Consider the following 25,306-nt stretch of genomic DNA (forward strand, 5'->3'; position numbering starts at 1 on the left):
AGGAGGGTGGTACCGCGGGGCAGCCGCCTCGTCCCTCCGGTCACCGTGTTCGCGTCGATCCGGAGGTCCGCCATCGTGAGCCGAGCTTTTCGGCCGCTGCCCGCGCAGGTCGATCTACCCGCCCTGGAGCGGGACATGCTGCGCCGCTGGCAGGAGAACAAGGTCTTCGAGCGGTCCCTGGAGCGGACCGCGTCCGGGACCCCGTGGGTGTTCTACGAGGGCCCCCCGACCGCCAACGGCATGCCCGGGGTCCACCACGTCGAGGCCCGCGTCTTCAAGGACGTCTTCCCGCGCTTCAAGACCATGAAGGGCCACCACGTCCCGCGCAAGGCCGGCTGGGACTGCCACGGCCTGCCCGTCGAGGTCGCCGTGGAGAAGGAGCTCGGCCTCACCGGCAAGAAGGACATCGAGGAGTACGGCGTCGCGGAGTTCAACGCCCGCTGCCGCGAATCGGTCCTGCGCCACGTGGACGCCTTCGAGGAGATGACCGAGCGGATGGGCTACTGGGTCAACACCGACCAGGCCTACCGCACGATGGACCCCGAGTACGTCGAGGCCGTCTGGTGGTCCCTGAAGCAGGTGTTCGACAAGGGCCTGCTGTTCCGCGACTTCCGCATCACGCCGTACTGCCCGCGCTGCGGGACGGGCCTGTCCGACCACGAGCTGGGCCAGCCGGGCGGGTACGAGACCGTGTCCAGCCCGTCGGTGTTCGTGCGGATGCCCGTCACGTCCGGCCCCCTGGCCGAGATGGGCGCCGCGCTGCTGATCTGGACGACGACCCCCTGGACGCTGGTGTCGAACACCGCCGTGGCCGTCCACCCCGACGTCACGTACGTGGCGGCCCGGCCGGAGGGGTCCGACGAGGTCCTCGTGGTGGCCGAGCCCCTGGTCGACCAGGTCCTCGGCGAGGGCGCCGAGCGGCTCGCCACGTTCCAGGGCACCGAGCTCGAGCGGACCCCCTACCGGCGGCCGTTCGACCTTGTCGACATCCCCGACGCGCACTACGTCGTCCTGGGTGACTACGTCACCGTGGAGGACGGCACGGGGCTCGTCCACCAGGCCCCCGCGTTCGGCGGCGACGACATGACCGTCTGCAAGCGCTACGGCATGCCGATCGTGAACCCGATCGGGCCGGACGGGCGGTTCCTGCGCGAGGTGCCCCTGGTCGGCAACAAGTTCTTCAAGGACGCCGACGAGCCGCTCACCGAAGACCTGCGCGCGCGCGGGCTGCTGTTCCGCGGCGGGCACTTCGACCACAGCTACCCCCACTGCTGGCGCTGCCACACGCCGCTGCTGTACTACGCGCTCCCGGCCTGGTACATCCGCACCACGCAGATCAAGGACCGGCTGCTGGAGGAGAACGAGAAGACCAACTGGTACCCCGAGACCGTCAAGCACGGCCGGTACGGGGAGTGGCTGCGCAACAACGTCGACTGGTCGCTGTCCCGCAGCCGCTACTGGGGCACGCCGCTCCCCCTGTGGGTCTGCGGCGAGGACGAGGAGCACATCACCTGCGTCGGGTCGCTCAAGGAACTGGGCGAGCTCGCGGGCAGTGACCTTTCCGCGCTCGACCCGCACCGCCCGTACGTGGACGACGTCACCCTCCCCTGCCCCAGGTGCGGGGCGGAGGCGCGCCGCGTCCCCGACGTCATCGACGCCTGGTACGACTCCGGGTCCATGCCGTTCGCGCAGTGGGGCGCCCCCCACCGCAACAACGAGGTCTTCGAGGACGCCTACCCGGCCCAGTACATCTGCGAGGCCCAGGACCAGACCCGCGGATGGTTCTACTCGCTCATGGCCGTCGGGACGCTGGTGTTCGACCGGTCGTCCTACGAGAACGTCGTGTGCCTCGGCCTGATCCTCGCCGAGGACGGCCGCAAGATGAGCAAGCACCTCGGCAACGTGCTGCGGCCCATCCCGCTGATGGACCAGCACGGCGCCGACGCGGTCCGCTGGTTCATGGCCGCGAGCGGGCTGCCGTGGGCGTCCCGCCGCGTCGGGCACGGCGCCCTCGAGGAGATCGTCCGCAAGGTCCTGCTCACCTACTGGAACACCGCGTCCTTCTTCGTCCTGTACGCCAACGCGGCGCGGGCGCAGGGGCGCGCGTGGACGCCGGACCGGCTGGCCGAGGCGCCCGCCCCCGCCGACCGCCCGCTCCTGGACCGGTGGGCGCTCGCCGAGCTGCACCGCACCGTCCGCGAGGTCGACGCCGCGCTGGAGGAGTTCGACACCGCCCGCGCGGGACGCCGGCTCTCGCAGTTCGTGGACGACCTGTCCAACTGGTACGTGCGGCGCTCCCGGCGGCGCTTCTGGGAGGGCCCGGAGACGCCGGAGGGCTCGGCCGCGTTCGCGACGCTCTACCAGTGCCTGGAGACCCTCACCCGGCTGATGGCGCCGATCGTCCCGTTCATCACCGACCACGTCTGGGACGTGATCCGCCCCGAGGACGGCCCCGAGTCGGTGCACCTCGCCGAGTGGCCCGCCGTCGACGAGGGCCTCCTCGACGAGGAGCTGACCGAGCGGATGGCGCTCGTCCGGCGGCTGGTCGAGCTCGGCCGGTCCGCGCGTGCCGCCAGCGGCGTCCGGACCCGCCAGCCCCTCGGCCGCGCCCTCGTCGGCGCCCCCGGCTGGTCCGCGCTGCCCGGGCAGCTGCGCGCGCAGATCTCCGAGGAGCTGAACGTGCTCGGCTTCGAGGAGCTGTCCTCGATCGGCGGCGACCTGGTCGAGTACGAGGTCAAGCCCAACTTCCGCGAGCTGGGCAAGCGGTACGCCAAGGACACCCCGAAGGTCGCCAAGGCGATCACCTCCGCCGATCCGGCCGCCCTCGTCCAGGCGCTGCGCGCGGGCTCGGCGCAGGTCGAGGCCGACGGCGTCGGCGCGGTGCCGCTCGGCCCGGACGACGTGATCGTCACCGAGCGCCCGCGCAGCGGCTGGGCGGTGGAGAGCGCCGCCGGCGAGACGGTAGCGCTCGACCTCACCGTCACGCCCGAACTGCGCCGCGCGGGCCTGGTGCGGGAGGCCGTCCGCCTCGTCCAGGAGGGCCGCAAGGCCGCCGGCCTGGAGGTGACCGACCGCATCGACCTGTGGTGGGAGGCCACCGGCACCGACCTCGCCGAGGCGCTGCGCGCCCACGCCGACGAGGTCGCCGCCGAGGTGCTCGCCGCCTCGGTGTCCGAGGGCCGTCCCGAGAGCCTCACCGCCACCCGCGACGAGGAGCTCGGCCTCACGTACTACCTCCGCAAGGCGTGACCTAGCTCAACGGACCCTCCGCCGCGGTCGGGCTGTACGGCCCGGCCGCGGCGGAGGGCCCTGCGGGACTTCGCGGGGTTGGGGAAATTTCGGGATGGGGTTCTTCGCGACACATCGCGTTTGCGATGATGGATCCGTGAATCTTCCCGAGCAGCCGTCCGGTTCCGAACCGCCCGCGCGTCCGTCGTCCGCGAGCATGCGCGCGTCGGACGCCGACCGCGACGAGGTCGCCGACCGCCTGCGCGAGGCCCTGGCCGAGGGGCGCATCACGCCGGAGGAGCACGCCGAGCGCATCGACGTCGTCTACAACGCCAAGACCTACGCCGAGCTGGAGCCCGTGCTCAGCGACCTGCCCTCGCAGCACGCGCCGCGGCCGCGGGTCGACCTGCGCAAGGAGCAGGCGCCCCGGCTCCCGCCGCCGCCCTCGCAGTCGCCGCACCTCGTGGCGGTGTTCAGCGGGGCGGAGCGCAAGGGGCGCTGGCTGGTCGAGCCGACCACCACGGTCACCTGCGTCTTCGGCGGCGTGGAGCTGGACTTCCGGCAGGCGGTCCTCAGCAAGGGCGAGGTCACCCTCTCCGTGACCTGCGTGTTCGGCGGCGTGAACATCGTGGTGCCGCCGGGCGTGCGGGTCGTCGGGTCCCACTTCACGATCTTCGGCGGCACCGACCTCCCCGAGGACGACACCGTGGACCCGGACGCGCCCGTCATCCGGCTGACCGGGATGCTGCTGTTCGGCGGCATCTCGGTCGAGCGCAAGGCCGTGGGCGAGAAGCGCGGTCGCCACCGGGAGCGGCACCAGCTCCACCGCGAGCACCAGGAACTCCGCCGCGAGCACCACGAGGAGATGCGGCGGCTGCACCGCGAGCGGCGCGACGCGCGCCGGGACCGCCTCCGCGAACTGCGCGACGAACGGCACCACGGCCGCTGAGCCCCGGACGGCTCGGGCCGCCCGGGGGTCACGCGAACGAGGCGGGGCGGGTCAGTCGCGGGCGTGCTCGCGGTCGGGCTGGCAGACCAGGCAGGGCGTGCAGCCCCGGGCCTTCGCCTCCGCGCGCGACAGCGACTCCAGGTCGTCGGCCTCGTCGCCGATGTCCTCGATGAGGGCGCAGTCGACGCGGTGGTAGCGCTTGGTGCCGCTCAGGATGCGGACCTGCGGGCCGTCGTCGCCGGCCTCGTCCGGCTCGGGCTCCGGCGCCGGGGCGTCGTCCGTGTCGGGACCGCCGAACGGTGCGGTGCCGAGGTCGACGGTGACGTCCGGCGGCGCGGATTCGGCCGCAGCGCCCGGTTCGGCGCCGGGCCGGTCATCGGTCTCGGCGTCGGCGGGATCGGCCGTCTCCGGGGCCGTGGAGGGCTCCTCGGAGGCGCCGGACGCGAAGAGGCCCGCGACGGGCATGTCGGTGCGGGTGGGAACGGCCGCGCCCCGCTTCGGGGCGCCCGCGTCCTCGGCGCTCCGGTCCGCGTCGTCGGCGGGCTCGCCGGCCCGCGGGATCTCGGCCGTCGTGTCGAACGCGCCGGGCTTGTCAGGGGCACCAAGCTTGTCAGGGGCGCCAGGCCTGTCAGAGGCGCCGGGCTTGTCGAACGAGGTGGGCGCGGGCTTGGCGAGGCCCGCGAGGCCGCTCTCGGATCGCTCGGCGGGCTTGCGGGCGGCGGGTGCGGTCTCCGCCGTCTTGCTCGCGTCGGCGGACGCGGGGGCCGACGCCGCGGCGCGCGCCGCCAGTGCGGTGTCGGGCATGCAGGCCGTGCAGGGGCTGAACCCCTCTTCCTTGGCCTCGGCGTAGGTGAGCTCCTCGGTGTCCCGCCCGGCGAGCTGCCGGCAGGTGTCGAGGTGGTAGCGCTTGCGGCCGCGGACGACGAACACCAGCGCGTCGTCGGGGACGTCGACGGCGGGGGCGGGGATCTCGACCTCGGTGTCGGCCGGGTCGGCCGGAGGCTCGGCCTTCGCGGCGCCCTGCGCGTCCTTGGCCGGAGCGGACGCGGCCGGGGCGCTCTCGCCGCCCTTGGCCCGCTTGTCCTTCTTGGCCTTCTGCGCCTTCCTGCTGGGGCGGGCCGGGGTCGGCGACGCTCCCGGGCCGAACAGCTCCTTGCGCCGCAGGAACACCCCGATGGCCAGGCACACCGCGGAGACGATGCTGACGGCGATCGAGATGTAGATCACCACCAGGGCGTCCAGGCCGAAGACCTGCGCGCTGTCTCCGTTGCCCGCGACGATTCCCGCTACCAGCAGGGCGATCGCCACTACCACGAGAACGCCACTCAGGATGATCACAGGGTCACTCCCCCTCGTTCAGACCGCTAGGCTCCGGGCCGCGCGAGAGGGCCGGCGGCCGGCCCTGGGCACGACCGCCCGGCGCCGCGGGGATGGCGGCGCGCCATCCCCGGCGCGGCGATCGGAACGACACTATCGCCTGAGGCGTCCGTGTCAGCGCCTGTCGTGCGGCGGGTTGTCGCCGCCGGAGTGGAAAGCGCCCGTCGCCGAGTGCTGGACCTGCTGGGCGTGCTCGGGCGAGGGGAACGTGCCCGGTGCCGGCGCGCCGCCGCCGTTGCGGTTCTCGGCGTGCGGAAGGGCGTTCTGCGGGCCCGTCTGCGGACCGGCCTGGGGCGTGTTCTGCTGCGCCTGCACGGGGGCCGCGCCCGGGACGGCGGCGAACGCGCCGGTCTCGGTGCTGCCCGCCTCCAGGTCGCGGAGCTGGCCCTCCAGATAGACCTTCAGGCGGCTGCGGTACTCGCGCTCGAAGGCGCGCAGGTTGTCGACCTCGCGCTCGAGCTCCTCGCGCTGCTGCACGAGCGAGCCCATGACCTGGCGGTGCCGCTCCTGGGCGTCGCGGTCGAGGGCCTCGGCGCGCGAGCGGGCCTCGCTGACGATCTGGTCGGCCTGCCGGCGGGCCTTGCCGAGGATCTCCTCGGCCTCGCGGCGGGCGCGGCCGAGCGTCTCGTCGGCCTCGCGGCGGGCGTCGGCGATCGCCTGGTCGGCGGTCTGCTGCGCGAGCGCCAGCACGCGGGCCGCGGTGTCCATGTTGTCCTCGCCGCTCGGGGCGGGGGACGACATGCCGAGGCCGCCGAGGACGGGCTCCGGCTCGGGCTGCGGCTGCGGCTCGGGACGGGGAGGCTCGGGGATCTTCTGGATGTCCGGCTTGGGCTCCACGATGGGAGCGGCCATGGCGGGAACCTTGCCGCGCAGGCACTCGGCCAGCTTGGCCCGCAGTTCCTCGTTCTCCTGGATGAGGCGGTCGAGCTCCGCCTCGACCTCGTCGAGGAAGGCGTCCACCTCCTCCTCGTCGTACCCCGGCCTCAGCCTGGTGGTACTGAACTGCTTGTTCCGCACGTCGGCGGGTGTCAGCGGCATGTTCTCGTCTCCTTGGCGCGCTTGGAGTCTGTCCCCGAAGGACGGTATCCGATCGACCTAACCTCCGCCGAATATGGAGCCGACGAAGACGATCAAGACCCAGACCACAAGGATGAGGACCGTGAAGCTGAGGTCCAGGGCAACGTTACCCAGCCGGATGGGCGGGATGAAACGCCTGAGGAGTTTCAGCGGCGGATCGGTGACCGTGTAGGTCGCCTCAGCGATCACGAGCACCACTCCGGTCGGCTTCCACTGCCTGGCGAACGACTGCAGGACCTCCAGGACCAGCCTTCCGATCAGGAACAGCAGGAAGAGGTACAGAACGCCCTGCAGGACGGATCCAACGATGTTCACGGACACTCTCGCATGCGACTCTCAGCTCTGGTTGAAGAACCCACGTTCCGCCATCCGGGCCTTGTCCTCCGCCGTCACCTCGACGTTGACGGGCGACAGCAGGAACACCTTGTTGGTAACACGCTCGATGCTGCCGTGCAGCCCGAACACGAGACCCGCCGCGAAGTCGACCAGGCGCTTGGCGTCGCTGTCGACCATCTCGGTCAGGTTCATGATCACCGGCGTGCCCTCCCGGAAGTGCTCCCCGATCGTCCTCGCCTCGTTGTAGGTCCTCGGATGCAGCGTAGTGATACGCGCGAGGTCGGTGGTACCGGACTCGTAGAGCGCCACGGACCGTCGCTCGATGGTCGACGTGGAGTGATGGTCGCGATCGCGGTCCGACGCCTCTTCGGCTCGGGTAAGCTGACCGCCGGATTCGTCATCGCGACGGCGTCCCTGCCCGGTGTCGGTCTCCTCGTCGTAGACCTCGTACTCGTCGTAGTCGCCGTACTTGTCGTCGTAGCGATCGTCCTCCACAAGGCCGAGGTAGACCGCCATCTTGCGCATCGCGCTGGCCATACGTCCCTCCGTGTCCTGTGGCCTCGGCGCCGGGCGCGTCCGGCCCCGCCGTTGGACTGATCAGTCGTGGCCTCCCGCGTTCAGGCAGGTACCACTGGGGGGACATTACCTGACGATTGCCCGTCGGCCGCCGAGCAACGCCGTACCGATCCGCAGGTGTGTCGCGCCGCACGCGATCGCCTGCTCCAGATCGCCGCTCATACCCGCACTGACGATCCGCGCGTCCGGATGGTTCCGCCTCATCCGCGCCGCCGTCTCCGCGAGCCGGTCGAAGGCGGGCAGCGGGTCCGCGCCGAGGGGCGCGACGGCCATGACGCCGCCGAGCTCCAGGCCGGGGGCGGCGGCGATCTCGTCGGCCAGCCCGGGGACGTCGTCGGGCACGGCCCCGCCCCTCTCCCCCACCTCGCCCTTCTTCCCCGCCTCGTCCAGGGAGACCTGCACGAGGCAGCGGAGCGTGCGGCCGGCGCGGGCGGCGCCCTCCGCGAGGGCCGTGACCAGTCGCGACCGGTCCACGGAGTGCACGACGTCGGCGTAGCCGGCCACGGCGCGCGCCTTGTTGGTCTGGAGCCGTCCGACGAAGTGCCAGGTCAGCGGCAGGTCGGCGCAGTCGGCGGCCTTCGGGCGCGCCTCCTGGTCGCGGTTCTCGCCGACCTCGGTGACGCCCAGCCCGGCCAGCAGCCGCACGTCGGACGCGGGGAACGTCTTGGTCACCGCGATCAGCGTGATCTCGTCCTCGCTCCGGCCGGCGGCCGCGCACGCGGCGGCGATGCGCGCCCGGACGGCGGCCAGGCCCTCGGCGATCTCGGCGCGCCGCCCGGCCGCGGGGCCGTCCGCGGCGGCGCCGGTGTGGTCCCGGTCGGTCACGTGCCTTCCTTCAACCAGACATATCCGGCGAAACGGCCGGTGCGTCCCTCGCGGCGGTAGGAGTAGAGGCCCGGGTCCTCGATCGTGCAGCGGCCGTCGGCGGTCACGCGGGTCACCCCCGCGGACGCGAGCTGCTCGGCGACGCCGGCGCGGATGTCGAGGGCCGGGGTGCCCGCGGACGTCGTGGAGTACGCGGCGGGGACGACGGCGGCGACCTCGTCCCGCATCTCCGCGGGGACCTCGTAGCAGCGGCCGCACGCGGCGGGTCCGATGGCCGCGGTCATCCGGGCGGGGTCGGCGCCCCGCTCGCACATCGCCTTCACCAGGGCCGGGACGACTCCGGCGGCCGTCCCGGGGCGGCCGGAGTGGGCGGCGCCGACGACCCCGGCGGCCGCGTCGGCCAGCAGGACGGGCGCGCAGTCGGCGACGAGGACGGCGAGGGCGAGCCCGGGCACGGTCGTGACGACGGCGTCGACCGGACCGGGCAGGTCGGTCGAGGCGGCGAACGCGACGTCGGCGCCGTGCACCTGCCGCATGAAGACGGTGCGCTCGGGGTCGGCGCCGAGCGCGGCGGCGGCGCGCCGCCGGTTGTCCAGGACGGCGGCCGGGTCGTCGCCGACCGCGCCGCCGAGGTTCAGGGAGTCGTAGGGGGGCCCGCTCACGCCGCCGGCGCGGCCGGTGAAGCCGGCGCCGACGCCGTCGCCCAGGGCGACGGCGGTGATCACTTCAGGAAGTCGGGCACGTCGAGGTCGTCGTCCTCGTCGAACACGACGGGACGGCGGCGCTGCCCGGAGGCGGGGCCGCCGTCGTTCTCCCCCGCGTGCACGCGGGGGGAGGGCTGCTCGGCGGGCGGGCGGGGCGCGGGGGCGCGCGAACCGCCGGACTCGCCGCCGGAAGCGCCGGCGTCCCGGTCGGCCGGCGGGCCCGGCTGCCCGGACGCCGCCCCCTCGGGCCGGGACTGCTCGCCGCGCCCGGCGGACCGGTCGTCCTGCGCCCGCGCGGGCGCGGGACGGTCGGCCTCCGGCCGCTGCTGAGCGGGGGGCGGGGACGCGGCGGCGGCCTGCGCCACCGACTGCTGCTGCGCGGTCGGCTGCGCGCCCGGCGGCTCGGACCGCCCGACCCGGCTGGGGATCGGGTTGGCCGGCGCGGGCGGGGACGCGGGCGGCGGGACGGGACGCGGAGGCGGGGGCAGCCGCTTGCTCTCCGGCTCAGGGACCGGCTTGGCCGGACGCCCCTCGTCGAAACCCGCCGCGATCACCGTGACCCGGACCTCGTCGCCGAGCGCGTCGTCGATGACCGCGCCGAAGATGATGTTGGCATCGGGCGCCGCCGCGTTGGACACCAGCTGCGCCGCCTCGTTGATCTCGAAGAGCCCGAGGTCGGAGCCGCCGGAGATGGACAGCAGCACGCCGTGCGCGCCGTCGATGCTGGCCTCCAGCAGCGGGCTGGAGATCGCCATCTCGGCGGCGGCGACCGAGCGGTCGTCGCCGCGCGCCGAGCCGATGCCCATCAGCGCCGAGCCGGCGCCGGACATCACGGACTTGACGTCGGCGAAGTCGAGGTTGATCAGGCCCGGGGTGGTGATCAGGTCGGTGATGCCCTGGACACCGGACAGCAGCACCTGGTCGGCGGCCTTGAAGGCGTCCAGCACGCTGACCTGCCGGTCGGAGATCGACAGCAGCCGGTCGTTCGGGATGACGATGAGGGTGTCGACCTCGTCGCGCAGCGTCTCGATGCCGGCCTCGGCCTGCATGGCGCGGCGCTTGCCCTCGAAGCTGAAGGGCCGGGTGACGACGCCTATGGTCAGGGCGCCGAGCGAGCGGGCGATGTTGGCGACCACGGGCGCGCCGCCGGTGCCGGTGCCGCCGCCTTCGCCGGCGGTGACGAACACCATGTCGGCGCCCTTGAGGACCTCCTCGATCTCCTCCCGGTGGTCCTCGGCGGCCTTGCGGCCGACGTCGGGGTTCGCCCCGGCGCCGAGGCCCCGGGTGAGCTCGCGGCCCACGTCCAGTTTCACGTCGGCGTCACTCATCAGCAGCGCCTGGGCGTCCGTGTTGATCGCGATGAACTCGACGCCCTTGAGTCCCTCTTCGATCATCCGGTTGACGGCGTTGACGCCGCCGCCGCCGATGCCGACGACCTTGATGACCGCGAGGTAATTCTGCGGTGCTGCCACGACGAGGGGCCTTTCCGCTCTCTCCGACCGCCCTGCCCGATCTGCCGACCGTGCCGTCGCGGTGTACCCGACCTGTATTCCGACTGTGCTTTGAGCTGTGTTTCGCTCTGTGTATCCGAGCTGAGTGTTCGAGCTGGTTTGTGAAGCCTCGCTGTGAAGCCGTCTGCTGGCGGGGGTAAACCCTCACCCTCAACTTGAGGCTTACAGTTATGTCAACCTGAGGACTGATACGGATAGTAGGGCGGCCTTACCGCCAGGGTCAACTAACCTCCCCCGAACTCCACCGGCGTGTCGCGGAACGCCCGCCTTCGCAGGTCCCCCGGCCCGGCCGCCCGAGCGGGCTCATTCCGTCTTGAGGACCTCCGGCGAGCTGACATCGACGGTGCGGACGGCGCGCCCCGCCGCCGTCCGCCGCACGGCGTCCAGCAACCTGATCTTCTCGTCTGCCCGTTCGGCGGCCCCCCACACCACCGTCTGGCCGCCCGCCATGTAGAGGGTCACCTCCTCGGGACCGCTCGCCTCCACCTCGGTGAGCTTGCCGCTGAGGCGTTCGGGCAGCGCGGACAGCACGGTGAGCGCCGCCAGGGTCGCCCGGTCGGACGGCCCGGGCGAGGCGACCGTGAGCGCGGGAAGCCCCGCCGGGCGGGCCTCCTCGTCGGCGACGGTCACGCCGTGCCGGTCGAGCAGGTGGTAGCCGTCGCCGTCGCGGAACACCGCGATCGGCTCGCGCTCCCGCACGACGATGCGGACCGTCCCCGGCCAGCGCCGCTCGATCGCCGCCGACTCGACCTCGCGCAGCCGCTCGACGCGGTCGCGGACCGCGCCCGTCCTGAGCCTCACCATCGGCGTGCCGAGATCGATCCCGGCGGAGGCCACCACCTGGTCGGCGGACGCGAGGCGGGTGCCCGTCACCTCGACGTGCCGCACCACCAGCAGCCTCGACCCGAGCAGGACCCAGGACACCGCGCCGAGCGCGCCGACCACCAGGAGGGTGACGAACACCACCTTCCAGCGGTTCGCGCGGGCGCGCCCGTCCGGCGCCGCGGTCTCCGTGTCCGGATCGTGCTCCGGCTCCGGCTCCGGCGACGCGCGGCGGCCCGTCTGCGCCTCGGTCATGCCCCAAGCCTGACAGTGATCCCCGCGCCGGCCGCCGACCCCGCGCGCGACGGCGTGTCACGCCCCGCTCCCCCGAAAGCCGATCCCCCCGACATGCCCGACCCCCTCGGCGAGCCCGATCTCCTGTCGAGCCCTATCGCCCCGACGGGCCCTGCGCCCCGGCGAGCCGTTCCAGGATGAGCGGGCCGAGCTGGGTCACGTCACCGGCGCCCAGCGTGATGACGACGTCGCCGGGGCGGGCGAGCGACGCCGCGATGCCGGGCACCTCGTCCCGCTCGGGCGCGTAGACGGTCTCGGTTCCCGGCGGGACGGCGTCGGCGACCAGCGCGCCGGTGACGCCGGGCTCGGGGTCCTCGCGGGCGCCGTAGACGTCGAGGACGACCGCGACGTCGGCGAGGCCGAGCGCGGCGCCGAACTCGGCGGCGAAGAACCGGGTGCGGCTGTACAGGTGCGGCTGGAACACGGCGACGATGCGGCCCCGCCCGTCCGGGCCCTCGCCCTTCTCCCCCAGGTAGTCGCGGGTGGCGTCCAGGTCGGCGGTCAGCTCGGTCGGGTGGTGGGCGTAGCTGTCGAACACCTCGACGCCGCCCGCCTCGCCCTTGCGCTCCAGCCGCCGCATCGCCCCGCCGAACGCGGCGAGACCGTCGCGCACCGGCGCGTCGTCCAGGCCGAGGGACCGCGTGACCGCGACGACGGCGGCGGCGTTGAGCGCGTTGTGCCGCCCCGGCACGGCCAGCGTGAACTCCCCGTCGCCCTCGATCTCGAAGCGGGAGCCGAGGCCGCGCGGCGTGAACCCGGTCACGCGCAGGTCGGCGCCTTCGGCCTGCCCGTAGGTCAGCACCGTCAGGCCGCGGGCCCGCGCCCGCTCGGCGAGCTCCATCGCGACCGGATCGTCGGCGCCGGCGACGAGGGTGCCGCCCGGCTCGATCCGGTCGACGAAGCGGGCGAAGTTCTCCTTGACCTTCTCGAACCCGCCGTAGTTGTCGAGGTGGTCGGCCTCGACGTTGGTGACGACCGCGATGTTCGGGGTGTACATGAGGAACGAGCCGTCGCTCTCGTCGGCCTCCGCGACGAACGCCTCGCCGGTGCCCTCGTCGGCGCCGAGGCCGGTGGTGACGAGCTGCCCGCCGATGCAGTAGGACGGGTCGGCGCCGGCGTGCTGGAGCGCCACCGTCAGCATCGAGGTGGTGGTGGTCTTGCCGTGCGTGCCGGCGACCGCGACGGCCCGGCGGTCCGCCATCAGCGAGGCGAGCGCGGCCGAGCGGTGCAGGACGCGAAGCCCGCGCGCGCGTGCGGCGACCAGCTCGGGGTTGGTGTCGCGGATCGCCGTGGACACCACGACGGTGTCGGCGTCGCCCACGTGCGCGGCGTCGTGCCCGACGAACACCTTGGCGCCGAGGTCGCCGAGCTGGGTGAGCAGCTCGGAGTCGCGCGCGTCGCTGCCGGACACGGCGATGCCGCGCCGCAGCATGATGCGGGCGACGCCGGACATGCCGGCGCCCCCGATCGCGATGAAGTGGACCCGCCCGAGATCGGCCGCCGGCACCGCCTCCCCCGGGTCGATCAGGCTCATCGGGCGGCGCCCGCGGAGCGGACCACTTCGTAGACCATCTGGGCGAGCGCGACGTCGGCGTCGCGGCGGCCCATCCGGCCGGCGGCCTCCGACATGTGCGCGACGCGGGCCGGGTCGGCCAGCACCGGAAGCAGGTGCCGGGCGATCCAGTCCGGCGACAGCTCGGCGTTGTCGACCAGCATGCCGCCGCCCGCCGCGACGATCGGCTCGGCGTTCAGCCGCTGCTCGCCGTTGCCGATGGGGAGCGGGACGTACACCGCAGGCAGCGCGACCGCGGCCAGCTCGGCGCAGGTCATCGCGCCCGCGCGGCACATCGCCATGTCGGCGGCGGCGTAGGCGAGGTCCATCCGGTCGCAGTAGGGGATCGTGACGTACTGCGGGCCGCCGGCCGCGGGCTCGGGCTCCTCGGTGTTCTTCGGCCCGACGATGTGCAGCACCTGGATGCCCGCCTGCCGGAAGTACGGCGCGGAGGCCACGGCGGCCTGGTTCAGCGAGCGGGCGCCCTGCGAGCCGCCGAAGATCAGCAGCGTGGGCAGGTCGGGGAGCAGCCCGAAGTAGGAGCGGGCCTTGTCGCCCATCGCCAGCCGGTCCAGCGTCGCGATCTCGCGGCGCAGCGGGATCCCCACGAAGCGGGCGTTCGGCAGCGGCGAGTCGGCGTGCGAGACCGCCACGTGCTCGGTGAAGCGGGCGCCGAGCTTGTTGGCCAGGCCGGGCTTCGGGTTGGCCTCGTGCACGATGATCGGCACCTTGCGCTTGCGCGCCGCGAGGTAGCCCGGGGTGGCGACGTAGCCGCCGAAGCCGACGAGGATGTCGGCCTGGGCCTGGTCGAGGACGGAGGCCGCCGCGTTGATCGCCCCGCGCAGCCGGCCGGGCACCGACAGCAGCTGCGGGGTGAGCGTGCGCGGCAGCGGCACCGGCGGGATCAGGGCGAGCTCGTAGCCCCGCTGCGGGACGAGACGGGTCTCCAGCCCCCGCTCGGTCCCCAGACAGACGACCCCGGTGTTCGGGTCGTTGCGGCGCAGCGCGTCGGCGAGCGCCAGGGCGGGCTCGATGTGTCCGGCGGTGCCGCCGCCGGCCAGGACAACCCTCATGTCCGTTGACAACTCCTCAGCGTGGTTCGAAGGGGGGATTTCAACGCCGTGCCAGACCCAGCCAGCTTAGAGCCCTCACGACCGGTCCGGGACCCCGTGCGGAGAGTGCCTGCCGCGCGCCGGGCTCGCGCTTGGCGAACGCGAGCAGCATGCCGAGCGCGAACAGGGTCGGGATGAGCGCCGAGCCCCCGTAGGACACCAGCGGGAGGGGGATTCCCGTGATGGGCAGGACGCCGATGACCGCGCCGATGTTCACGATCGCCTGGACCACCAGCCACGCCGTGGCCCCCGCGGCGGCGAGCCGGGTGAACGGGTCCTTCACGCGCCGGGCGATCCGCAGGCCCGCGTAGGTGAGCATCCCGAACAGGCCGAGCACGACGAGCGTCCCGACGAGGCCGAACTCCTCGCCCACGATCGCGAAGATGAAGTCGGTCTCGGCGTGCGGCAGGTAGTCCCACTTGGCGCGGCCCTCGCCGAGGCCCGTGCCGAACAGGCCGCCCGAGGCGACCGCGAACAGCCCCTGCGTGCCCTGGTAGTTGGTGGTGAGCTGGTTGCCGGACGGGTCGAGGAACCCGGTGAGGCGCTGCATCCGGTACGGCTCGACGATGATGAGGATCGACACGAGCAGGCACACGAGCCCCGCGATGCCGACGAACAGCCGGCCGGGCGCGCCGACGACCCACAGCAGCGCCAGGAAGATCGTGAGGAGCACCAGCGTGGTGCCGAGGTCGCTGCCCAGCATCACCAGCAGGACGAGCACCCCGGCGCCCGGCATCAGCGGCACCAGCAGCGGCCGCCACTCGGTGAGCTGGCCGAGCCGGTCCTTGCGGGCCAGCAGGTCGGCGCCCCACAGCACCAGGGCGAGCTTGGCCAGCTCGGACGGCTGGATCTGCACCGGGCCGAGGTCGACCCAGCGGGTCGCGCCGCCGGCGCTGCGCCCGAGCCCGGGGACCAGCACCAGCGCCAGCGCGACGACCGACAGCAGAAGCAGCGGATAGGCGAGCGCGCGGAACGTCTTCACCGGCAGCCGGGACGCCACCCACATGCCGGGCAGCCCGATCGCGACCCACACGGCCTGCTTCTGGAACAGCGTGTACGCCGAACCCGTCGCCTGGAGCTGCTTCACGCTGGAGGCCGACAGCACCATCGTCAGGCCGAGCGCGAGCAGCATCACCGAGCAGCCCAGCACCAGGTAGTAGGAGGTGAGGGGCCGGTCGAGCAGCCCCACGGCGGCGACCACCTGCTCCCGTGGACCCGGACGCCGGGCGGCGCCGTCCTCCCCGGCCGCGGTGGTCATCGTTACCGGGCGTCCCGGGAGAGGCGCTCGACCGCCGCGATGAAGGCGTCCCCGCGGGCCGGGTAGTTGGCGAACATGTCGAAGGAGGCCCCGACGGGCGCGAGCAGCACGGTGTCCCCCGGCCGGGCGAGGCCGGAGGCGTGGGCGACGACGCGGTCCATCGCCCCAGTGTCGGTGTCGGGGACGTCCACCACGGGGACATCCGGGGCGTGTCGCGCGAGCGCCTCGGCGATCCGGTGCCGGTCGCGCCCCATCAGCACGGCGCCGCGCAGCCGGCCGGCGCACGAGCGCACCAGGTCGTCGACGTCCAGCCCCTTGAGGAGGCCGCCGGCGATCCACACGACGCTGTCGTAGGCGGCGAGGGACGCGGCGGCGGCGTGCGGCTGGGTCGCCTTGGAGTCGTTGACGTAGGCGACGCCCGCGACGTCGGCGACGTGCTGGATGCGGTGCGGGTCGGGGACGAACGCCCGCAGCCCCTCGCGGACGGCCTCGGGCGGCGCGCCGAACGCGCGGGCCAGCCCGGCGGCGGCGAGCGCGTTGGCGACGTTGTGCGGCGCGAACGGCCGCACGTCGCCGAGCGCGGCGAGTTCGGCGGCCTGGGTCGCGGGGTCGTCGGTGAAGGCCCGGTCGACCAGCAGTTCCTCCACGACGCCGAGCTCCCCGGGCCGCGGCACCTGGAGGGTGAAGCCGATCCTCCGGGACACGCCCTCGGCGCGTTCGGCGAGCGCCGCGGAGGTGTCGTCGTCGGCGTTGTAGACGGCGACGCAGCCCGGGGCGAAGATCTTGGCCTTGGCGCCGACGTAGGCGTCCATGGAGCCGTGCCAGTCGAGGTGGTCGGGCGCGACGTTCAGCACCGTGGCCGCGTACGGGGCGAGGGAGCGGGACCAGTGCAGCTGGTAGCTGGAGAGCTCCACCGCCAGCACGTCGTAGGGCTCGCTCACGGCCTCCACGATGGGAGTGCCGACGTTTCCGACGGCCATGGCCTTGTGCCCGGCGGCGGTGAGCATGCACGCCAGCATCCGCACGACCGTGGTCTTGCCGTCCGTCCCGGTGATGGCCAGCCAAGGCGCCGCGCCCTCGGGGCGGAGCCGCCACGCCAGCTCCACCTCGCCGATGATCTCGATGCCGGCCGCGGCGGCCGCGGCGAGCAGCGGCGCGTCCGGGCGCCAGCCCGGCGAGGTCACGACGAGGTCGGCGTCCGCCGGGAGGGACTCTCCGTCGCCGAGCCTGACCGTGACCCCGCGAGCCTCCAGCTCGGCGGCGTGGCCGCGCTGCTCCTCCCCGTCGCGGGCGTCGACGATGGTGACGCGGGCGCCGCGCGCGGCGAGGACGCGGGCGGCGGCGCGGCCGGACACGCCGAGCCCGGCCACGCACACGCTCTGGCCGTCCCAGGGGCGGCCCTCCCAGGGGCGCTCGTTCACTTCTTCGGCATCCATTCGAGGTAGAACAGGCCGATGCCGATCGCCACGAACGTCGCGGACATCAGCCAGAAGCGCACGACGATCGTGGTCTCGGCCCAGCCCGACAGCTCGAAGTGGTGCTGCAGCGGCGCCATCTTGAACACGCGTTTGCGGGTCATCTTGAACCCGCCGACCTGGATGATCACCGACAGCGTGATCATCACGATCAGCCCGCACAGGATGGCCAGCAGCAGCTGGGTGCGGGTGAGGATCGCCAGGCCGACCAGCACGCCGCCGAGGGCCAGCGAGCCGGTGTCGCCCATGAAGATCTTCGCGGGCGGGGCGTTCCACCACAGGAACCCGAACACGCCGCCGAGCACGGCCGCGGCGACCACCGCGAGGTCGAGGGGGTCGCGGACGCTGTAGCAGTTCGGGACGAGGCTGGCGGCGCAGCTGTTGCGCAGCTGCCAGTTGCCGATGATGACGTAGGCGGCCAGCACCATGCCCGCCGGGCCGGCCGCGAGGCCGTCCAGACCGTCGGTGAGGTTCACGCCGTTGGACATGGCCGCGATGAGCAGCAGCGCCCACACCACGAACAGGTACGGGCCGATCGAGGGGCCGAAGTCGCGCAGGAAAGAGATGTGGGGGTCGGCGGGGGTGACGTCGTAGCCGTTGGGGAAGTTCAGCGATCCGACCGCGAACACGACGCCGACGAGGACGATGCCGATCATCTTGGCGCCGCTGCGCAGGCCGAGGCTGCGCTGCTTGAACACCTTGATGTAGTCGTCCACGAACCCGACGAGGCCGAGGCCCGTCATCAGGAACAGCACCAGGATCCCCGAGATGGTGGGGACCTCCCCGGTGAACAGGTGCGCGGCCGCGTAGCCGACGAGCGAGCCGACGATGAAGACCGTCCCGCCCATCGTGGGGGTGCCGCGCTTGTTCAGGTGGGCCTCGGGGCCCTCGTCGCGGATCATCTGGCCGTAGCCGAGCCGGTTGACGATGCGGATCCACACCGGCGTGCCGACCCCGACGAAGATCAGCGCGATCCCCGCGGCGATGATGATGTTGGTCATCGGCCGTCCTCCGCGAGGATCGCCTCGGCCACCCGTTCCAGGCCGGCCACGCGGGAGCCCTTCACCAGCACGACGTCCCGCGGCGCCAGCCGCTCCCTGAGCACGGTCACCGCCGCGCCGACGTCATCCACCTGTACGCACTCTCCCGTCCATGACGCCACCTGCCCGGCCCCTTCGGCCATCGCCGCCGCGTTCGCACCGACCACCACGAACCCGGCGATCCCACTGCGCGCGACATGCTGCCCGATCCTGGCATGTTCCGCCACGGACGAGTCACCTAGTTCGGCCATCTCGCCCAGGACCGCGTAGGCGCGGCGGCCGCGGGCCAGGTGAACGAGCACGTCGATCGCGGCGCGGGTCGAGTCGGGGTTGGCGTTGTAGGCGTCGTTCACCACGGTCACCCCGTCGGCCCGCTCGGTGACCTCCATCCGCCACCGGCTGACCGGCACGGCCGCCGAGAGCGCCTCGGCGACCGCTCCGGTCGCCAGCCCCGCCGCACGCGCCGCCGCGGCCGCGGCCAGCGCGTTCGGGACGGCGTGCGAGCCGTGCAGGCGCAGCGCGACCGGCGCCGCGCCCTCCGGCGTCACGAGGGTGAAGCTCGCCCGGCCCTGCTCGTCGAGGGTCTCGTCCTCGGCGCGGACCGCGGCGCCCGGCGAGCGGCCGAACATGACGACCTCGCCCCGCGTCCGGGACGCCATCGCGCTGACCAGGGGGTCGTCGGCGTTCAGGACGGCGGTGCCGCCCGGCGGGACCGCCTCCACGATCTCGCCCTTGGCCAGGGCGATGTTCTCCCTGCTGCCGAACTCCCCGACGTGCGCGGTGCCGACGTTCAGCACGACGCCGACGTCCGGGCGCGCGATCCCGGTGAGGTAGGCGATGTGGCCGATGCCGCGGGCCCCCATCTCCAGCACGAGGTGCCGGGTGGCGGCGTCGGCGCGCAGCACGGTGAGCGGCAGCCCGATCTCGTTGTTGAACGAGCCGGGCGGGTAGACCGTCGGGCCCGCGCCGCTGAGGACCTGCCCGATGAGGTCCTTGGTGGAGGTCTTGCCGGCCGAGCCGGTGACCGCGACGACGGTCACGTCGGGCAGCCGCTCCAGGACGCCCCTCGCGAGCCGTCCGAGGGCCTCCTGGACGTCGTCGACGACCACGCACGGCCCGTCCACCGGGCGCTGCGCGAGCACGCCCGCCGCCCCGGCCGCGAGGGCCCCGGCCGCGAAGTCGTGCCCGTCCGAGCGGTCGCCCTTCAGCGCCGCGAACAGCGCCCCGGGCTCCACCGCGCGGGAGTCGATCACCACGGGGCCGTCCACCACCGGGTCCGGCGGCCCGTGCCGGGTCCCTCCCGTGATCTCCGCGATCGTCGACAGCGGAAGTGGGATCACGCCTGCGTCCCGTCCCCTCTTGTCCCTTGTCCATGGCGCCGGAGCGCGTCCGCACGGCGCCGGAGCGCGGCGCGCACGACCTCGCGGTCGTCGAACGGATGTACCTCGCCGGCCACGTTCTGGCCCTGCTCGTGCCCCTTGCCCGCGACGACGACCACGTCGCCGCGGCGGGCGCGGCCGACGGCCAGGTCGATCGCCGCGGCGCGGTCGGGCTCCACGACGATGTGCGCGCGCTCCGGCTGCGGCACCTTGAGCCCGCCCTCGACCATAGCGGCAAGGATGGCCAGTGGATCTTCCGACCTCGGGTTGTCGTTGGTGAGGTACGCCATGTCGGCCAGCCGCGCGGCGGCCTCGCCCATGAGCGGCCGCTTGCCGCGGTCGCGGTCGCCGCCGCAGCCGATCACCACCGCGAGGTCGCCCTCGGTGACGGGCCGCAGCGCGTTCAGGACGGCCTCGACCGCCCCCGGCTTGTGCGAGTAGTCGACGAGGGTCACGAAGTCCTGCCCCTCGTCGACCCGCTCCAGCCGTCCGGGGACGCCGGGCAGCGACGCCACCCCGCGGACCGCCGCCTGCAGCGGGATGCCCGCCTCCACCAGCGCGACGATCGCGGCCAGGGCGTTGGCGACGTTGAACGGCCCGGCGAGGCGGACCTCGCCGTCGGCCTCGATGCCGAGGGGGCCGACCACGCGGAACACGCTGCCGTCGGCGCCGACGCGCACGTCCTCGGCCCGCCAGTCCGCCGCCGGGTCCCCGGTCGGGGAGAACGTCGTCGCCGGCACCGTGGCGATCTCCAGCAGCTCGCGGCCGTAGTGGTCGTCGAGGTTGATCACGCCGACCCGCGAGTACTCGGGCGTGAACAGCCGCGCCTTCGCGAGGAAGTAGTCCTGCATGGTCGGGTGGTAGTCGAGGTGGTCCTGGGACAGGTTCGTGAAAACCGCGACCTCGTAGCGGGCGCCGCCGACCCGGCCCTGCACCAGCGCGTGGCTGGACACCTCCATCGCGGCGGCGCCGACGCCGCGCTCGCGCATCATCGCGAGCAGCGCGTGCAGATCGGTCGCCTCCGGCGTGGTGAGCGCGCTCGGCACCCGGTCACCGCCCACCCGGATCTCCACGCCGCCGACCAGGCCCGTCTCGATCCCGGCGGCGCGCAGGCCCGCCTCCACCAGGAACACCGTGGTGGTCTTGCCGCTGGTGCCGGTCACGCCGATGAGCGTGATGTCGCGCCCGGGCTCGCCGTACACCCACGCCGCCGCGTCGCCGAGCCGCGCCCGGACGTCCCCCGTCACCAGGACGGGGAGGCCCGTCGCCGCGGCCCGGTCGTGCCCGTCGGCGTCGGTGAGGATCGCCACGGCGCCGGCCTCCGCGGCCTGGGCGGAGAACTGGGCGCCGTGCGCGCGGGCGCCGGGCAGCGCCGCGTAGACGTCGCCCGGCAGCACGGCGCGCGAGTCATGTGTGATCCCCGTGACGGACACCGCGTCCCATACGTCCTGTCCGCCCTGTTCGTCCGATCCGATTCCGAGGAGCGCCGCGAGTCCGCTCAGCGGACGAGCCGGGTTGGTGGTGGGACGCATGACGTTTCTTTCGTTGCGGACGGTACGGGACTGGTCGGACACGGGTGGTGGACTCACAGGCGAGGAGGGTACTCGCTGCGATCAGTCGCGGGCGCGGATCTCGATGATCGGCGGCCTGCTCCCCGTCGGCGGGATCTTCTCGGACTGAAGCGCGAAGCTCATCACGTCCTTGAAGACCGGTGCCGCCGCATCGCCACCATAGTGGCTCCCGCGCTTCGGATCCTGCAGGACGACCTGCACCACCAGGCGCGGGTCGTCCGCGGGCGCGAACCCGGCGAAGGAGGCGGTGTAGCCGCCGCCGTCGTAGCAGCCGCAGCGCGGGTTGACGGCCTCGGCGGTGCCGGTCTTGCCGGCGACGCGGTAGCCCTTGATCTGGGCCTTCGGGGCGGTGCCCTCCTTCGTCGTGACGCCCTCCAGCATGTCGCTGATCTGCCGGGCCGTCTTGGCGCTGATGACCTGCCTGCGCTCCGGTTCGGGCGCCGGGGTGAACCTGTCGTGCTCCCCGACGGTGCCCGCGATCAGGTTCGGCGCGACGCGGACGCCGCCGTTGGCGATCGTCGAGTACACGCTCGCCATCTGCACCGCGTTCACCGAGACCGTCTGCCCGAACGCGATCGGGTACCGGTCGGTGCCCGACCACTTGCCCGGCGGCTCCAGCAGGCCCTGCGTCTCGCCGGGCAGCGGCAGGCCGGTCCGGCGGCCGAACCCGAAGTCGCGCAGCGTCTGGTAGAGCCGTTGCGAGTCGATGGTCTCGCTCGCCATGATCGTGCCGACGTTGCTCGACTTGGCGAGCACGCCGGCGAACGTCAGCCGCTCGGGCTGGTGCGGATGCGAGTCGTGGAACACCACGTCGTACTTTTTGATCTTGTCCGGGACGGTGTAGGGCGTCTGCGGGGTGACGCCGCCGTGCTCCATGACGGCCGCGGCGGTGACGACCTTGCCGGTGCTGCCCGGCTCGTAGGCCTCCTGCACCAGGGGGCTGCCCCAGCGGGACCGGTCGGAGTCGGCGTAGTCGTTCGGGTCGAACCCCGGCGCGGACGCCATCGCGAGGAGACGGCCGGTGCGCGGGTCCATGACGATCACGGTGCCGCTCTTGGCCCTGCTCGCCCTGACCTGCCGCTCGATCGCCTGCTGCGCCTTGAACTGCAGATCGCGCTGCAGCGTCAGGCGGACCCCGCGGCCGGGCACCGACGGGCGCTTCTGGTCCTCGCCCATGGGGATGTGCTGGCCCTCGGGGCTGATCTCGACCCGCTGCCAGCCCTCCTTGCCCGCGAGCACGCCGTTCAGCGAGCTCTCCAGGCCGGCGGCGCCGCTCCCCGTGTCGTTCACGAAACCTATGACGCTGGCGGCCAGCGAATCGTTGGGGTATTCCCGGCGGTATTCCGGCAAAGTGCCGATGCCGAGGAAGTTCCACGAGCTCACCAGCCGCGCCTGGTCGGGGCGGACCCCGTGCGCGAGGTACACGAACCGCGTCTCGGGCTTGCTGATCTGCTTCAGCAGCGTCGCGGGGTTCAGCCCGAGCGTCGGGGCCAGCGCGTTGACGATCGGCTGCCGCTTGTCCGGCTTGATGAGCGAGGGGTCCGCGAAGATCGCGCGGGCCTCCACCGTCATGGCGAGCGGGTTGCCCTGCGCGTCGGTGATGTCGCCGCGGACGGCGGGCAGCTTGAGCTCCCGCATCCGCTGCAGCATCGCCTGCTCGGTGTACTGCCCCGAGTCGATCGTCTGGAGCTGGACGAGCCGCCCGGCGAAAAGCGACAGCACGAACGCGACGACGAGCAACCCGACGTTGAGCCGCTTGAGCGGGTCGCGGCGGTGGAAGGGGACCCGGGACCGCGGGGGGCGGCCCGGCGGCGGGCGCCGTCCGGATCCGCCGCCGGGGCGCGGGCCGCGGGGGCCCGCTCCGTCCGTCTTCGGCCGCGCGGTCTGGGCGTTGCGGGGCGTGCGGCTCTCCGCCGTCGCGCCCCTGGCGGGCGCCTTCTTCCGCGCGGAGCGCTTGACGGCCGTCGCGGCGCCGCCCGTCCGCCCGCCCGGTTTCTCCTTGCCCGCGGTGTCCTTGCGTGCGCCTTCCTTGCGTGCGCCGTCCTTACGTCCGCTGTCCTTGCGCGGGGCGTCTTTGCGGGGGGTGTCCTTGCCCGGGGTCTCCTTGCGGGAGGTGGGGACCGTGCCGCTGCGCGCGGGCTGGCGGGCGCCGCCGCCCTTCCTGCCCGGCCGTCCCGCGCCGTCGGCCCGCCCCGCGGGCGGGCGCGGCGTGTTCCCCGTCTGACGCCCGGACGCGCGCGCCGCGCCCGGGCCGCTCTTGTCGTCGCGCCCGGCCGCGCCGCGGGGGCCGCGCCCGTCCGAGCCGCGTCCGCGGCCGGAGGGCGGCCCAGCGGTACCGCGTCCCGGGCCCTTCGTCACCGTTCCACCCGCTCCCCGCCGTGCCCTCGCCCGTTCACGGCGCTCCGTGCCCGGTCTGTGCTCCTGTGCCGCTCCGTGCTCCCGCGCCGTTCCCGTGACCGTTCCGCGTGCCCGCGCCCTGCCCGTTCCGCGTGCCCGCGCCGTTCGTGCGGGCGTCGGCGGGCGGGACGCCGTCGCCGGGGATCACGGTGCCGGGAACGCCGAGGACGCCCGCCGCGCCGGCCGACGCCGCGGCCGAGTGCGGGACGGGGCGGATGGTGCCGCCGGGGCGGCCGGGCTCGGTGGAGAAGAAGGCCGGGTCCTTGCCCGGCTTCATGCCGAGCCCCTCGGCCTTCTTCGACAGCTGCTGCGGGGCCCCCTCCCGGGCGATCTCCTCCTCGTAGGCCTGTCGCTGCTGTTCGAGCTGCTTGTTGCTCTGCTGCAGCCGCGTCAGCGTGAAGGCGTCCTTGGCGAGGACGGTGTTGAGCAGCAGCAGGCTGACCAGCGCGCCGCCGAGCAGCCCGACGATGAGAAGGACGAACGGGGCGCGCGGCGCGCTCTGGCCGCCGCGTCGCGACGCGGTCGCCCCTGTCGTGCCTCCCGTCGCGCCGCCCGCGGCCTTCGCGGCCTTCGTCGCCTTCGTGCTCTTGGCCGGCGAGGCCTTCGTCCGCGCCGGGGCGGGCGCCGCCTTCGCCGGCTTGGCGGGCTTGGCGGGCGCCGGCTTGGCGGGAGCGGTCCCCGCGGGCCGGCTCTTCGGCGGCGCGGCCGGCGCCGGGGCGGCTCCGTCCGGCCGCTCCGGGGCCCGCTTCCTCGGCGCCCTGGTCGGCGGCCGCCTGCTCGTCGTGGTCATGTCGCCTCCCGGACGCGCTCCGCGGCGCGCATCCGCACCGATCCGGCCCGTGGATTGGTCGTGGTCTCCTCGTCGGACGCCACTTCGGCCCCGCGCGTCAGGAGCCGGAACCTCGGCTCGTGCTCGGGCAGCGGGACCGGCAGCTCCGGCGGGGTCGTGTCGGCCGCCTGGGCGGCGAGGACCTGCTTGGTGATGCGGTCTTCGAGCGAGTGGTAGGACAGGACGACCACCCGGCCGCCGACCGGGAGCGCGTCGAGGGCGGCGGGCAGCGCCCGGCGCCAGGTGTCGAGCTCGCCGTTCACCTCGATGCGCAGCGCCTGGAAGGTGCGCTTGGCCGGGTTCCCGCCGGTGCGGCGGGTGGCGGCGGGGATGGAGGTGCGCACCAGGTCGGCGAGCCGCCGGGTCGACTCCAGCGGGGCGCGCTCGCGCTCCCTGACGATCGCGGCGGCGATGCGCTGGGCGAACCGCTCCTCGCCGTACTCGCGCAGGATGCGGGCGAGTTCGGCGGGCGGGTAGCCGTTGACGACCTCGGCCGCGGTCAGGCTCTGCGTGCGGTCCATCCGCATGTCGAGGGGGGCGTCGTAGGAGTAGGCGAAGCCGCGGTCGGCCTCGTCGAGCTGCGGGGAGGACACGCCGAGGTCGAACAGGACGGCGTCGACCGCCCGGACGCGAAGCCGGCGCAGCACGGAGGGGATCTCGTCGTAGACGGCGTGCTCCAGCGCCACGCGGTCGCCGAACGGGGCGAGCCTGCGCGCGGAGCGCTCCAGCGCCGTGGTGTCGCGGTCGAGGCCGATCAGGCGCAGCGACGGGACGGCCCGCAGCATCGCCTCGGCGTGGCCGCCCATGCCGAGCGTGGCGTCGAGGTACACGGGAGCACGGCCGGCGACGGCCTGCGCCGCGGGGACGAGAAGTTCGAGAACGCGGTCGAGCATGACCGGGATGTGGCCGCTCTCGGGCCCCCGGTCGTGCGCCGCGTGGTTCCTTGCGCTGTTCCCCGCTCCGTTCTCCACGCCGTCCATGCTTCACCCCCTGT

General features: G+C 73.7%; 20 protein-coding genes. 2 read left to right on the top strand and 18 right to left on the bottom strand.

All coding sequences use genetic code 11. The annotated features are described in order from the left end of the window. Positions 1 to 75: 75 nt before the first annotated feature. Both ileS and ABD944_RS12340 read left to right on the top strand, forming a co-directional pair. Positions 76 to 3,249: an isoleucine--tRNA ligase gene (gene ileS / locus ABD944_RS12335; RefSeq protein ID WP_345175474.1), complete on the top strand. Its 3,174-nt coding sequence runs from the start codon at positions 76 to 78 to the stop codon at positions 3,247 to 3,249. Positions 3,250 to 3,385: 136 nt separating this feature from the next. Next, positions 3,386 to 4,177 carry a DUF1707 SHOCT-like domain-containing protein gene (locus tag ABD944_RS12340; protein WP_345175476.1) on the top strand — a complete coding sequence of 264 codons (792 nt, stop codon included), beginning with the start codon at positions 3,386 to 3,388 and terminating at the stop codon, positions 4,175 to 4,177. Positions 4,178 to 4,228: 51 nt separating this feature from the next. On the opposite strand, the gene ABD944_RS12345 is transcribed toward ABD944_RS12340, so the two are convergent. From ABD944_RS12345 to rsmH, 18 genes are all read right to left on the bottom strand, one after another. Then, complete coding sequence (locus ABD944_RS12345) at positions 4,229 to 5,515, bottom strand: prolipoprotein diacylglyceryl transferase (protein WP_345175478.1); 1,287 nt, start codon at positions 5,513 to 5,515, stop codon at positions 4,229 to 4,231. Positions 5,516 to 5,668: 153 nt separating this feature from the next. Then, positions 5,669 to 6,592 (bottom strand): DivIVA domain-containing protein, encoded by a 924-nt coding sequence (locus ABD944_RS12350; RefSeq protein ID WP_345175479.1) that lies wholly within the window; start codon positions 6,590 to 6,592, stop codon positions 5,669 to 5,671. Between the two features lie 57 nt (positions 6,593 to 6,649). Beyond that, the gene (locus ABD944_RS12355) at positions 6,650 to 6,946 is read right to left on the bottom strand and encodes a YggT family protein (RefSeq protein WP_089312594.1); all 297 of its coding nucleotides are present in this window, start codon (positions 6,944 to 6,946) and stop codon (positions 6,650 to 6,652) included. Positions 6,947 to 6,967: 21 nt separating this feature from the next. Then, positions 6,968 to 7,504 (bottom strand): cell division protein SepF, encoded by a 537-nt coding sequence (locus ABD944_RS12360; protein WP_345175482.1) that lies wholly within the window; start codon positions 7,502 to 7,504, stop codon positions 6,968 to 6,970. 105 nt (positions 7,505 to 7,609) lie between these two features. Next, the gene (locus tag ABD944_RS12365) at positions 7,610 to 8,305 is read right to left on the bottom strand and encodes a YggS family pyridoxal phosphate-dependent enzyme (protein ID WP_345175627.1); all 696 of its coding nucleotides are present in this window, start codon (positions 8,303 to 8,305) and stop codon (positions 7,610 to 7,612) included. 59 nt (positions 8,306 to 8,364) lie between these two features. Then, positions 8,365 to 9,093: a peptidoglycan editing factor PgeF gene (gene pgeF / locus ABD944_RS12370; RefSeq protein WP_345175483.1), complete on the bottom strand. Its 729-nt coding sequence runs from the start codon at positions 9,091 to 9,093 to the stop codon at positions 8,365 to 8,367. Then, positions 9,090 to 10,544, bottom strand: a complete 1,455-nt coding sequence (ftsZ, locus tag ABD944_RS12375; protein WP_345175484.1) for a cell division protein FtsZ — start codon at positions 10,542 to 10,544, stop codon at positions 9,090 to 9,092. The genes pgeF and ftsZ overlap by 4 nt, the downstream gene beginning before the upstream one ends. Positions 10,545 to 10,886: 342 nt before the next feature. Then, the gene (locus ABD944_RS12380) at positions 10,887 to 11,660 is read right to left on the bottom strand and encodes a cell division protein FtsQ/DivIB (RefSeq protein ID WP_345175486.1); all 774 of its coding nucleotides are present in this window, start codon (positions 11,658 to 11,660) and stop codon (positions 10,887 to 10,889) included. A 133-nt stretch (positions 11,661 to 11,793) separates the two neighbouring features. Then, positions 11,794 to 13,233, bottom strand: coding sequence for a UDP-N-acetylmuramate--L-alanine ligase (gene murC, locus ABD944_RS12385; RefSeq protein ID WP_345175489.1), 1,440 nt, complete (start codon positions 13,231 to 13,233; stop codon positions 11,794 to 11,796). Further along, positions 13,230 to 14,324, bottom strand: coding sequence for an undecaprenyldiphospho-muramoylpentapeptide beta-N-acetylglucosaminyltransferase (gene murG / locus ABD944_RS12390; protein ID WP_089312300.1), 1,095 nt, complete (start codon positions 14,322 to 14,324; stop codon positions 13,230 to 13,232). Before murG ends, murC begins: the two co-directional genes overlap by 4 nt. 40 nt (positions 14,325 to 14,364) lie before the next feature. Next, positions 14,365 to 15,621 (bottom strand): putative lipid II flippase FtsW, encoded by a 1,257-nt coding sequence (ftsW, locus tag ABD944_RS12395; protein WP_345175490.1) that lies wholly within the window; start codon positions 15,619 to 15,621, stop codon positions 14,365 to 14,367. 2 nt (positions 15,622 to 15,623) lie between these two features. Next, a complete protein-coding gene (murD, locus tag ABD944_RS12400; RefSeq protein WP_345175492.1) occupies positions 15,624 to 17,057 on the bottom strand; it encodes a UDP-N-acetylmuramoyl-L-alanine--D-glutamate ligase in 1,434 nt (477 codons plus the stop codon). Further along, a complete protein-coding gene (mraY, locus tag ABD944_RS12405; protein ID WP_345175494.1) occupies positions 17,039 to 18,097 on the bottom strand; it encodes a phospho-N-acetylmuramoyl-pentapeptide-transferase in 1,059 nt (352 codons plus the stop codon). Before mraY ends, murD begins: the two co-directional genes overlap by 19 nt. Next, entirely contained in the window at positions 18,094 to 19,476 is a 1,383-nt protein-coding gene (locus ABD944_RS12410) for a UDP-N-acetylmuramoyl-tripeptide--D-alanyl-D-alanine ligase (protein ID WP_345175495.1), read from the bottom strand. The genes mraY and ABD944_RS12410 overlap by 4 nt, the downstream gene beginning before the upstream one ends. Next, positions 19,473 to 21,047, bottom strand: coding sequence for a UDP-N-acetylmuramoyl-L-alanyl-D-glutamate--2,6-diaminopimelate ligase (locus tag ABD944_RS12415; protein WP_345175497.1), 1,575 nt, complete (start codon positions 21,045 to 21,047; stop codon positions 19,473 to 19,475). The genes ABD944_RS12410 and ABD944_RS12415 overlap by 4 nt, the downstream gene beginning before the upstream one ends. Positions 21,048 to 21,128: 81 nt before the next feature. Further along, the gene (locus tag ABD944_RS12420; protein WP_446678591.1) at positions 21,129 to 22,826 is read right to left on the bottom strand and encodes a peptidoglycan D,D-transpeptidase FtsI family protein; all 1,698 of its coding nucleotides are present in this window, start codon (positions 22,824 to 22,826) and stop codon (positions 21,129 to 21,131) included. Between the two features lie 652 nt (positions 22,827 to 23,478). Further along, positions 23,479 to 24,273, bottom strand: a complete 795-nt coding sequence (gene ftsL, locus ABD944_RS12425) for a cell division protein FtsL (protein ID WP_345175500.1) — start codon at positions 24,271 to 24,273, stop codon at positions 23,479 to 23,481. After that, positions 24,270 to 25,292 carry a 16S rRNA (cytosine(1402)-N(4))-methyltransferase RsmH gene (rsmH, locus tag ABD944_RS12430; RefSeq protein ID WP_345175502.1) on the bottom strand — a complete coding sequence of 341 codons (1,023 nt, stop codon included), beginning with the start codon at positions 25,290 to 25,292 and terminating at the stop codon, positions 24,270 to 24,272. The genes ftsL and rsmH overlap by 4 nt, the downstream gene beginning before the upstream one ends. Between the last annotated feature and the right edge of the window lie 14 nt (positions 25,293 to 25,306).

The organism is Actinomadura verrucosospora, assembly GCF_039540335.1.
GTDB classification, from domain to species: Bacteria; Actinomycetota; Actinomycetes; order Streptosporangiales; family Streptosporangiaceae; genus Spirillospora; species Spirillospora verrucosospora.

Bases quoted from the DNA above. Each gene is read 5' to 3' on its own strand.
- ftsL (WP_345175500.1), bottom strand. From the start codon at position 24,273: ATGACCACGACGAGCAGGCGGCCGCCGACCAGGGCGCCGAGGAAGCGG.
- murC (WP_345175489.1), bottom strand. From the start codon at position 13,233: ATGAGCCTGATCGACCCGGGGGAGGCGGTGCCGGCGGCCGATCTCGGG.
- ABD944_RS12415 (WP_345175497.1), bottom strand. From the start codon at position 21,047: ATGCGTCCCACCACCAACCCGGCTCGTCCGCTGAGCGGACTCGCGGCG.
- murD (WP_345175492.1), bottom strand. From the start codon at position 17,057: ATGGATGCCGAAGAAGTGAACGAGCGCCCCTGGGAGGGCCGCCCCTGG.
- ABD944_RS12360 (WP_345175482.1), bottom strand. From the start codon at position 7,504: ATGGCCAGCGCGATGCGCAAGATGGCGGTCTACCTCGGCCTTGTGGAG.
- ABD944_RS12350 (WP_345175479.1), bottom strand. From the start codon at position 6,592: ATGCCGCTGACACCCGCCGACGTGCGGAACAAGCAGTTCAGTACCACC.
- ABD944_RS12380 (WP_345175486.1), bottom strand. From the start codon at position 11,660: ATGACCGAGGCGCAGACGGGCCGCCGCGCGTCGCCGGAGCCGGAGCCG.
- ftsW (WP_345175490.1), bottom strand. From the start codon at position 15,621: ATGACCACCGCGGCCGGGGAGGACGGCGCCGCCCGGCGTCCGGGTCCA.
- mraY (WP_345175494.1), bottom strand. From the start codon at position 18,097: ATGACCAACATCATCATCGCCGCGGGGATCGCGCTGATCTTCGTCGGG.
- murG (WP_089312300.1), bottom strand. From the start codon at position 14,324: ATGAGGGTTGTCCTGGCCGGCGGCGGCACCGCCGGACACATCGAGCCC.
- rsmH (WP_345175502.1), bottom strand. From the start codon at position 25,292: ATGGACGGCGTGGAGAACGGAGCGGGGAACAGCGCAAGGAACCACGCG.